Annotated in this window: 9 protein-coding genes; 6 read left to right on the top strand and 3 right to left on the bottom strand. The window is 47.4% G+C overall.

The features are described 5' to 3' along the window. Positions 1 to 184, top strand: a 184-nt coding sequence (locus JGK14_RS32170) for a hypothetical protein (RefSeq protein ID WP_293193663.1), incomplete at its 5' end; no start/stop codon positions are given. Between the two features lie 25 nt (positions 185 to 209). Here the strand turns inward: JGK14_RS32170 and JGK14_RS32165 are convergent. Continuing rightward, on the bottom strand, positions 210 to 1,379 hold the full coding sequence (locus JGK14_RS32165) for a DUF58 domain-containing protein (RefSeq protein ID WP_293185252.1): 1,170 nt from the start codon (positions 1,377 to 1,379) through the stop codon (positions 210 to 212). 284 nt (positions 1,380 to 1,663) lie between these two features. Here JGK14_RS32165 and JGK14_RS32160 point away from each other — a divergent pair, with 284 nt between their 5' ends. Further along, positions 1,664 to 2,968 carry a type IV pilus twitching motility protein PilT gene (locus tag JGK14_RS32160; RefSeq protein WP_325315929.1) on the top strand — a complete coding sequence of 435 codons (1,305 nt, stop codon included), beginning with the start codon at positions 1,664 to 1,666 and terminating at the stop codon, positions 2,966 to 2,968. A gap of 369 nt (positions 2,969 to 3,337) precedes the next feature. Here the strand turns inward: JGK14_RS32160 and JGK14_RS32155 are convergent, their stop codons facing one another. Further along, a complete protein-coding gene (locus JGK14_RS32155; RefSeq protein ID WP_293143535.1) occupies positions 3,338 to 3,493 on the bottom strand; it encodes a transposase family protein in 156 nt (51 codons plus the stop codon). A gap of 382 nt (positions 3,494 to 3,875) precedes the next feature. Continuing rightward, positions 3,876 to 4,379 (bottom strand): hypothetical protein, encoded by a 504-nt coding sequence (locus tag JGK14_RS32150; RefSeq protein ID WP_293143532.1) that lies wholly within the window; start codon positions 4,377 to 4,379, stop codon positions 3,876 to 3,878. Between the two features lie 143 nt (positions 4,380 to 4,522). Here JGK14_RS32150 and JGK14_RS32145 point away from each other — a divergent pair, with 143 nt between their 5' ends. The 4 genes from JGK14_RS32145 to JGK14_RS32130 all read left to right on the top strand — a co-directional run bounded on the left by JGK14_RS32145 (position 4,523) and on the right by JGK14_RS32130 (position 9,959). Further along, positions 4,523 to 4,765, top strand: a complete 243-nt coding sequence (locus JGK14_RS32145; protein WP_293185248.1) for a hypothetical protein — start codon at positions 4,523 to 4,525, stop codon at positions 4,763 to 4,765. Between the two features lie 289 nt (positions 4,766 to 5,054). Beyond that, a complete protein-coding gene (locus JGK14_RS32140; protein ID WP_293185247.1) occupies positions 5,055 to 6,137 on the top strand; it encodes an ATP-dependent 6-phosphofructokinase in 1,083 nt (360 codons plus the stop codon). Between the two features lie 612 nt (positions 6,138 to 6,749). Further along, on the top strand, positions 6,750 to 8,201 hold the full coding sequence (locus tag JGK14_RS32135; RefSeq protein ID WP_293233121.1) for a YcjF family protein: 1,452 nt from the start codon (positions 6,750 to 6,752) through the stop codon (positions 8,199 to 8,201). Positions 8,202 to 8,471: 270 nt separating this feature from the next. Next, positions 8,472 to 9,959 carry a DUF697 domain-containing protein gene (locus JGK14_RS32130; protein WP_293185243.1) on the top strand — a complete coding sequence of 496 codons (1,488 nt, stop codon included), beginning with the start codon at positions 8,472 to 8,474 and terminating at the stop codon, positions 9,957 to 9,959. The last annotated feature ends 536 nt before the right edge of the window (positions 9,960 to 10,495 follow it).

Below are 10,495 nucleotides of genomic sequence, written 5' to 3'. Positions count from 1 at the left end.
CAGAATTCTGCTGTTACTGGATTTGACCGGAAACGATATTATCTCCTGTCGCGAGCGGGGACGCTCGCACTGGCAGAATTCTGCTGTTACTGGATTTGAGATGATACCGGAAACGATATTATCTCCTGTCGCGAGCGGGGACGCTCGCACTGGCAGAATTCTGCTGTCACCGGATTTGATATGATAGCGGAAAACTTATCCACTCAATCTTAATAACTAATTGCTCTTTCTAAAGCATCTTGTAACTGAAGTTCTAAAGGTCTATCCGAGCGAATTTCTAAACCAGGTAAATCATGTTTCACTAACAGTTTTTCGCCTGTTTCCGCAGTGGAACTCGGCCAGAGTACCCAACGACTACCTTGGGTAAGAGTGCTTAAACTTGCAGAGTTTTGAGTTAGCCAAATGATCGATAGTTGCGATCGACTATCGATCGCATCTTCGGCAGCATTAACCGCCGCCAAGGTTTCCAAAACTACCCGGTTCCCCGAGACAAGTCCGGTTCCGGCCGTCCAAAGTTTGACGTTTAACAGGCGCTTGCTAGCATAGAAGTAAAGAGACGCTGCTACTGTCACCGCTCGTTCAAATTCCTCTGGTTGCCACAATGCAGCGCTGTCGAGAGCAATAATAATTTCTTGGCCGCCTGCTGCAACTTCTAACTCTCTCACCCTCAGTTCTCCGTAGCGGGCGCTGGTGCGCCAGTGAATCAGGCGGGTGGGGTCTCCGTGACGGTAAGGTCTCAGGTTGCGGGTGAGGCCTTCGGTAGCGGTTTGCGATCGCAGGCGATCGTACAATTGCGGACTGTCTTCCTGACCGATGCGATCGATCAAAGGGCAAGTGCTCAACGGCAAAACCTGCGGGTAAACCACCGCCACCGCTTTTACCGGGCGGCTGCGACGGCACCAAAACAACCCTAAAGGCGCCGCCGTCCTCAAGTGCACCTCTTGCCAGCGATAGACGCCCCGCTGCCGGACTTCCACGTAGTATGTATCCCTGTATATACTTTTAGGCTCTACGATCTCGATCGGGCGGACAAGCTCTTTTCCCAATACAAACGGTAAGATGTCTACCACTTGCAACAAGGTTTTAGGTTGGCGGGCGCTATTTTCGATTTCTAGTTCCACAGTGATTTTATCGCCCGCACTCACAGGTTCGATCGGGTGGCGGCGGACTTCCAAGGAACGCAGCGATTTTGCAGGCAAAACCGCAGCTACTACCAGCAGCGCCAAACTGCCACCGCTGAGCGCGTACAGCCACCCAGACATTGTATTAGTAGCAGACCCAAAAAAGAACACCGTCATCCCCGAGAGCAGCCAACCCGCGTAGGCAGGAGTAACAGCGCGATTTTCGAGCCAGTCGGCAATTTTGTGACGGATGTTCATAGGAGTTAAAACTGTTAATTGCTCGATCGCCCATCAAGCCTAATTGTAAAATATTCTCAGCATTTGGCACCGAATTAGCAAGCGAGCGATTAGATTAGAAATCGGGAATTTTTTCAATGATACTTTGACCCCGCCCAATAACGGATACAAGATCCCGACACTCGATCGCGCACGGTCAATCCCCAAATTTTAGACCATAGTTGAAACTCCCAGATTCACGGCGCTGCGAGTCAATCTAAAATCTAAAATCTAAAATCTAAAATCGACTGACTGGAGACTAAAAAATGAACCCATTAAACAATCCTACACCCGTTAAACCCGACCCTCAAGCCCGCCGCACACCCCCGCCACCGCCGCCCTTGGCTGCAACTCCCGCGCCACCACCACCACCGGCGCCTGCTGCACACCCCCCGGCGCAACAGCAGCAGCATCAGCAGCAACAGCAGCGGGCTGTTGAGACTCCCGTAAGTACGATCGAACAAATGGTCAGAGATGCCCATACCGCCTCGGCTTCCGACATTCACATTCGAGTCGGTCAAGTACCTCGATTTCGGATTCGGGGCGTCATGCAAGTAGCAACCAGCCACCCCAAAGTCACGCCAGAAATTTTTGAACATTACTTAGCCGAAATTCTCACCCCCGAACAGCGAAAACAGTTTGCAGCTACCAAGGAATTAGATGCAGCAATTTTTTACCCGGGCTTCGTGCGGTGTCGGCTAAACTGTTTTGATTCCCTCAGTGGTGGCGCCCTAGTATTGCGGTTGATCAGTTTAGAAATACCCACTATCGACTCCTTGAGGTTGCCAGAAGTTCTCAAAAAGGTCATTTTGCGATCGCAAGGATTAATTTTGATTACCGGGCCTACCGGTTCCGGGAAATCGACAACAGTCGCTGCGATGATCGACCACCTCAATCAGACGGAACAGAAGCACGTAGTTACAATTGAAGACCCGATCGAATTCATTCACCCTTCTAAAAAATGCTTGGTCAGCCAGCGGGAAGTCGGCTTGCACACCCACGAGTTCCAGCAGGCTTTGCGGGCAGTTTTGCGGGAAGACCCCGATGTCATCCTGATCGGGGAAATGCGCGATCGCGTTACCATCAATACAGCCTTGCAAGCAGCTCAAACTGGTCACTTAGTATTGGGAACCCTCCACACTCGCAGCGCCATCAACGCTCTTAACCGCTTGTTAAACCTCTACCCACCTGAGGAACAGCAGGCGATGCGGATTCAAATTTGCGATTCTTTAGTAGCAGTAATTGCCCAACTTTTGCTGCCAACAGTTGACAACCGCCGCGTCGCAGTTCACGATATTTTGGTGAACACGCCAGCCATGCACGATTACTTGATGAAAGGTGATGATGATGAAGCTTTCCGGTTGATGCAAAATGACACCTACGAAGGCATGAAGATTATCAACCAGGATCTTTACAAACTCGTACTTGAAGGTAGAGTGACAATCGAAGAAGCCACAAAAACTTCTCCCGAAGCCAGCGATTTAGACCGCCGCTTGCGGACAGGAGGCTACGAAGTCGGCTCGGCTCGCGACTTTGAAGGTAGCAAAAAAGAAAGGAGCGTTCGCGCCTAGCCTAATAGCAACATACATACAGGGGTAGGCACAGCAAGCCTACCCCACAAATTAATACCATTTAACGCACTTGCCATCTAGGTTGTAGGACTGCTACTTTGAGAGAGTTCAGGGAGCGCTGCGACTAATACCTTCACCATATAGTCATCGCTCATAAAAATCAATACCGGATGCGGGAAACAAGCGTGACTTTAGTCCTTCCTAGGGAAGCGGCTCGGGGGACTTCAGTCAAGAGTGTTCTTTCTTTGCTATTTCTATTAAAATATTGGGCGTTGCTTAATCATGGTATGAAAAAAATAAGTTTAAAATCCAAAACCTTTGTGGATACTGGTTTCTATGACAGACCTATTTAGCCTTTCATACCGTAAATCAGCAACGCCCCCAGTTATCGAAGGCGGCTTCCATCTGTTTGGGGTGGAGACGTTCAATCACCCGCCGAAAGCTATCTGGGCTGGGGATGCCATTGGGGAGTGCTAAGAAGGTGGAGAGCCAAGCTTGTTTGCTACTGCCATAGAGTTCCACCATGGCTTAAGAGCTTTGTCCGCCTGCAATGGTGGAGAGAATCGCAACGATCAGAATATCGGATAAAGGATGCCATTGTCCCCGTTCGACTCGCTCGATCTTCGACGGATTTAAAACAGTCTACTAATCCTTGGCTTAAGGCTGATATTTCTAAGGGAACCGCACTCCTGTGTGGGCAGCTCAACAGCGGGCAGCGGGCGCAAATCCTTGAGACATAACGGGAACCAAGAGGTGGGAATACCCAGAGAGTGTCACCTTGTGTCAGCCTCGAAGCGAGGAAATCTAACAAACCTTTAGCATTGCACCTTTAACCTCAGTATCTGGCTTATTAATCTGTATCCTGAGCTACTATTTAACGTGCGCTTACCCTGCCTACAGTTAGCTACTATTTCGCTGATTTCTGTGCCTTTTTTTCCGATTCTACAGATTGCAAAGCTTCGTCCAGAATTGCCCGAGCTTCCTCAGCTTTGCCCCTAGCTTCTCGATAGCGGACATTAGCTTGAGCGAAGTTTTTGAGAACCTTAAAACCGTCTTTCAGACGACCAATTTCCTCCGCACTCACAGGCTCATCTGTAAACAAAATATCGATCGCCTCCCGGATTTTTAGGGCTTCTTCCCGGGATTCCATCACCTTCAATTTGAGACTTGCCAAATTGCTCAAAATCTGCACTGCTTCAGTAATTGCGTCCTCGCCGTCAGACACAGCAGCATCTTCGATAACTTCAACAAACTGCTTGGGCCCAAATCCTTCTGCGAGCTCTGTAGGTAGCTTCCCTTCATCCATCAGCAGCATCAGCTTATCCATCGCTTCTTCGCGGGCTTTCGCTGAATCTTTCCCTTTGACAGTTAAAATAATTTCGGGGCTTTGAGGAAGTGTATAACGAACCATATTTTGACCACAAGTATGCGAAAACAATTGAATGATATTTTATTTTATCTTGATTCGATCGCCTGTTGCAGCTATCCATCGGCTCCCTTGCCAACCTCTTGCCAAAAGTTGACACATATACACTCAAAAAGGAACCATCGACCATGAAAGATAAAATTCTTAACTTCCTCAACTTGATTTTAGTCGCTGATGTGTTTTTCGTCTTGGCTATTTTTGGGTGGTTTGCGATCGCCGTTGCAGGGCGATCGACTGGCGTAAATCTCGGTTTCGATTTATGGTACAGTCTGTGGCAGCCCGTATTTAATCCTGCCCTCGGTATTTTGATGGGCGGTGCAATTCTCAGCGGTATCGTTAACCAAGTTTCTAAACGCCTCAATCCCAAGTAAAATTTATGTTGTATTTGAGACGGTGATTTGGGACGCTACGAAAGTTAGCTATCAAGCTTGTAGGGTGCATCAGAGATGAGCTGCTCAATTAGGTGAAGCTTGAAAATACATAAGTATGTCATTGCCAGTGAAACAAAGTGAAACGAAGCAATCACAAAGGTTATCATAGCTTTACATTCTGTTACAGAGTAAAGTTTGTTTGTAACTACTTACGTCAAAAATCAGGATTGAACGAATCGGAATCTGAAAATATCAACCATGTTCTGAGGAACAAAAGTTTGGCTTAATTATGGGAGAACAAAAACGTATCGGCATTCTCACCAGCGGGGGTGACTGTGCAGGCTTAAACGCCGTGATTAGAGCCGTTGTTTACCGCGCGACGGGAACATACAATTGGCAAGTGATGGGCATTCGTCAAGCCACCAAAGGATTGATGAGTCGCCCTCCTGAAGCAACACCCTTGAATATTGAGAAAGTAGATTCCTGGCTGACTATTGGGGGTACAATGCTAGGCACTACCAATGAGGGCAATCCTTTTGCTTTCCCGATGCCTGATGGAACTTTGCGCGATCGCTCTGATGATATTATTGAAGGCTATCATCAACTAGGTTTGGATGCCTTAATTGGGATTGGTGGCGATGGCAGTCTTGCCATTCTCCGAAAGATTGCCAACGCAGGTAATTTGAATTTAGTTGCTATTCCTAAAACTATTGATAATGATGTCGGTATTACCGAGCGTTCGATCGGTTTTGATACTGCTGTCAATATTGCCACAGAAGCACTCGATCGCTTACATTTTACAGCGGCCAGTCACAGCCGCGTGATGATTGTTGAAGTCATGGGACGCGATGCCGGACATATTGCGATTAGTGCCGGAATTGCTGGCGGTGCTGATATAATTCTGATTCCCGAAATTCCTTACAAAATTTCCGAAATCTGCGCCAAAGTTCAAGAACGCCAACAACGCGGAAAAAACTACTGTTTAATTATAGTAGCGGAGGCTGTGCGGACAGAAGCAGGCGAGTTAGTAATGCACACAAATCGCTTAGGCCAAAGTCGATTAGGTGGCATAGGTCAGTATTTAGCTGATACAATTTCTGATTGTAGCGGTGCAGAAACTCGCGTCACAGTTTTGGGACACATTCAACGCGGAGGAACGCCTTCTCCGCTAGAAAGATTAATTGCTTCGGCTTTTGGTGTCGCAGCAGTTGATTTAGTTGCCGAAAAGAAATTTGACCGCATGGTATCTTGGCAACAACGAGAAGTTGTGAGTGTTCCGCTGGAAGATGCGATCGCCAAATACAGACCTGTAGACTTCGATGGTACTCTGGTTAAAACGGCCCGCGGTTTGGGAATTTGTCTGGGAGATTAGATAATTACCTAGACTTTTTCACCAAAAAGAATGGGTTTGAAGCCCCGTCCTTATAGGACGGCTTTTCTTCCCTACGGAACATGAAAATTGCTATAATAAGTTTGAGTAAGAATAACCATCTATGCGAAGAAGTGTTTGATTAGGGAGCAACCCCCGTGTTATCTCGTCTCGATACGTCCGTAGCCTGGGTAAACAAGTAATGGTGAACACAGAGCGTACCTATCTGGCATTGTGATGGCAGGACGAAAGCAAAGGAAAAGTAAGCACGATTGCAATACTCGCAAGATGTAGTTGTTTTGAGTGTGTAGAGGCGATTTGACAGCGCCTTTAAGACTAAAGTTGTGGTTTTAAGAATCTCCGTGGCGTTGACTCCCGGAGAGTGTCAAATATCAACAGTTTGTAGTAATAACTTCACTTTTTGCTGGCTTAACTCAACAGCAAGGACTGAAGTCCTTACTACAAACTTTTTGAACTTCCGCAAAAGGTTTATGGTATAATCCGCCCGATCGCCCGATCGCCAGTTTGGATGTCGCAGAGGTACGATGGAATATAGGGAGGGAGACCAAGCCCGGTAAGGTTAAGCTTGGCGATAATACCCACAGGAAGGGAAAAATGACACTTAACTTGCGGCGACCAATTTTGATAGGCGGAATAGGACTTTCAGCAGCGCTTTGGCTGTTGGAAACTCTACAGCATTCGGGTTCAGAAATGGGAGAAACGGCACTCATCGGCTTGACGGCTGCCGGTGCGGGGTATTGGTGGTGGAAACAACAATCTCCCACACTCGAACTCGAACTCCCGCAGCCCCTGGCCAAGCGGGAAGCAGCCGAAAAAGCGATCGCGACTGCCGAAGCAGCAATTAAATTGCTCGCCTCAGAAGCTCAAAACTCGGTAAATCCGGCTCATCTAACCGCAAAGCTCGATCGACTCAAAGCCGAATTAGACAGACAAGATTTGCGGATTACCGTAACTGGCGGCAAAGCTGTCGGTAAAACTGCCTTAATTCAAGTTTTAAATTCTAATTGGGCATCCCAAGACTCACAACAGCAGATTTTCTCAGAAACAGCACCGCTGTTTGCCAATACCACAAATTCCGATGCCAAAATCGGCGGTGATTTAGTGCTGTTTGTCACGGCGGGCGACATCACGGATTCCGAGTTTCAAACATTATCTCAACTAGCGTCCGCAGGTCAGCGCGTGCTGCTAGTTTTGAACAAACTAGACCAATATTTGCCAGCGCAGCAGTCACAAATTTTGCAGCAGTTGCACCAAAGAATGCAAGGAATATTGGGGACAGAAGATATAATTGCGATCGCAGCTTCCCCTAATTCGATTAAAGTGCGGCAGCACCAAGCAGACGGCACTGTTCAAGAACGGATTGAAACTCAAGTCTCTCAACTCGAACCGCTGACAGCAAGATTGACTCAAATCGTCACTCAAGAAGGGCAACAGTTGGTCTGGGCGAGTGCTGTGCGGGAAGCTGCAACGGTTAAATTAGAAGCAAAAACTTGCTTGAATGTCGTGAGGCGCGATCGGGCAATGCCCATCATCGAACAATATCAGTATATCGCCGCCGCCGCCGTTTTTGCCAACCCAGTTGCCGCCTTAGACTTGCTAGCCACAACCGCCATCAGCACCCAACTGGTAATCGACCTCGGCGCTATCTACAAGCAAGAGTTTTCCTTAGACCAAGCTAAGACAGTAGCGGCAACTTTGGCAACCCAAATGTTCAAACTGGGATTGGTAGAAGTGTCTACCCAAACTATTACTGGACTGCTCAAAAGCAATGCCGTTACCTATGCAGCCGGAGGCGCGGTGCAGGGAATTAGTGCAGCCTATTTTACCAGAATAGCTGGACTAAGTTTGATTGAATATTTCCAAAATCAAGAACTGGAAAATGCAGCCAAAGGCATTTTCAGTCTCAATCAGTTGACGAAAACTTTGCAAGCAGTATTTCAGCAAAATCAACAAGTTTCCTTCTTGCAATCTTTCGTCAATCAAATTGCAAGTCGTCTCTCGCCTCAGACATCTGGGGCCCAGGTTGTTAATTCGGCCGCCAATTAAATACTCCTGGAAGCAGGGGCGGCGAGAAATCGAGTCTGTCTGACGATTAGGCCTAGATCCCCTAAAAAAGGGGATCTGACCTCTTAGGTACGTAGTTGCGCTTGAGCGCTCTTTCATATATATAAATAAGAGCGCTCAAGCGCAACTACGTACCTTGATTGCATGGGACAGTTGGGTAAGTCCTAAAATTTATCAAAAATTGTATTAAAATAAGAAAGAGAATGTTATATTTCTACGCTCAATTACATAGCTTAAAAAAGCCGATCGCCAATGGCTGACAATTCCCTTCAAGAAAATCGCCTATCCCTCGCCCGCGCCAGTTTGCGCCAAGCCCTCGCGCGCTACTCCTACCTGCGCCAAGGCAAAAAAAACTCGAACAACACAGAATTAGAAGCCGCCCTGCAAACTCAGTTAGATATTTTAACTTCTACCTCCGAAAAACTTGACAACAAGGTAATTAGGATTGCTACTTTCGGGCTAGTCAGTCGCGGCAAATCAGCCGTATTAAACGCGCTGTTGGGTCAAAAAATCCTGCAAACAGGCCCCCTCAACGGCGTGACTCAGTGGCCTCGTTCTGTACGTTGGAATGTGCCTTTAACCTTCCTGGAGGGCGTAGAACCCCCCCAACCCCCCCTTGGTAAGGGGGGGCAGGGGGGGGTTCAAGTAGAATTAATTGATACTCCCGGACTTGATGAAGTTGGCGGGGAAGTGCGCGGCGAGATGGCGAAACAAGTCACTCGCCAAGCTGACTTAATTCTGTTTGTGGTAGCTGGCGATATCACTCGCACTGAATATCAAGCTTTGTGCGAATTACAAACTGCTCAAAAGCCGCTAATTTTAGTTTTTAATAAAATTGACCTGTATCCAGAATTAGACCGAACAGCTATTTACCAAAGTTTGCAAGCGCTGGGAAATTCCGAACAGCTAGCAGCCGAGGCGGTAACAGATAAGGAAGATTGGGACGATTTGGACGATCGCCAAAATAACATCCCTGCTCCTAAATCTACAGCAAAACCACCCGCTAAAATTGCCAAATCCTTAGAAATAGTCATGGTAGCCGCCGAACCCGCACCGATGCAAGTGCGCGTAGAATGGTCAGATGGAAGTATCACCAACGAATGGGAATCGCCGCCTCCCCAAATAGACGAACTCAAACACACAATTTTGACAATTCTTAACAGAGAAGGGCGATCGCTCCTCGCACTTAATGCTTTAGTAGAAGCTAGAGATGCCGAAGCAAATCTTGCTCATCAAGTTCTCAAATTGCGCCAAACAGAAGCCGATGATTTAATCTGGCAATTTGCCAAATACAAAGCTTTAGCTGTCGGCTTAAATCCTGTTGCTTTCCTGGATGTCATGGGCGCAACTGTTGCAGATTTAGCCTTAATTCGCTCTTTATCCAGACTTTACTGTTTACCGATGACTGGTTACGAAGCCGGCAAACTTTGGCAAACTATTTTCTCCAGCGCTGGCGGCGTACTTTTGGGAGAATTAGGTAGCAGTTTCCTCTTGGGATTTGGGAAAAGTGCGGCCGCTGTCGCCCCACAAATCGGCTTTTCGACTTTCGCCGGAGTCGCTGTCACTCAAGCTAGTTTAGCAGCCTACGGAACCTACGCTGTCGGTCGCGCCGCCCAAGTTTATTTAGAAAGAGGCTGCACCTGGGGCCCCCTGGGACAGGATACTGTCATTCAAGAGATTCTAGCTACCATCGAGCGCAATACAATTATCGATCGCTTGCAGCAAGAATTCAAAATATGACACAAACCACAGCCATATTACGCGAACTGAAGCCGAGGGATTTTTTCCCGAGTCGTATCAAGATTTCCCCGAAATTACAGAATTGGTCAACTGATTGCTGTGTCATAAACATCGCAGTTGAGTAGGGTGCATCAGAACAAAAAAGGTACGTAGTTGCGCTTGAGCGCTCTTAACAAAGGTACGTAGTTGCGCTTGAGCGCTCTTAAAAAGGTACGTAGTTGCGCTTGAGCGCTCTTAACAAAGGTACGTAGTTGCGCTTGAGCGCTCTTAACAAAGGTACGTAGTTGCGCTTGAGCGCTCTTAAAAAAGGTACGTAGTTGCGCTTCAGCGCTCTTTCTTATATATAAGAGCGCTGGGATTATCTCAGTTTTATTGTTATAGTGATGTCCACGAAGAGCAAGTATTATACAGCTAGCTCTTTGTGGACAGCACTGTAAAAAAAATGGTTTTTGCACAACAAATGAGATGCTCCCAGAGCGCTGAAGCGCAACTACGTACCTCTCGAAAAAATGGTTTTTGCACAACAAATGAGATGC

Origin of the sequence: Microcoleus sp. PH2017_28_MFU_U_A, from assembly GCF_020738035.1 — a bacterium.
Taxonomy (GTDB): domain Bacteria; phylum Cyanobacteriota; class Cyanobacteriia; order Cyanobacteriales; family Microcoleaceae; genus Microcoleus.
This window is presented reverse-complemented; position numbering and strand designations above follow the sequence as displayed.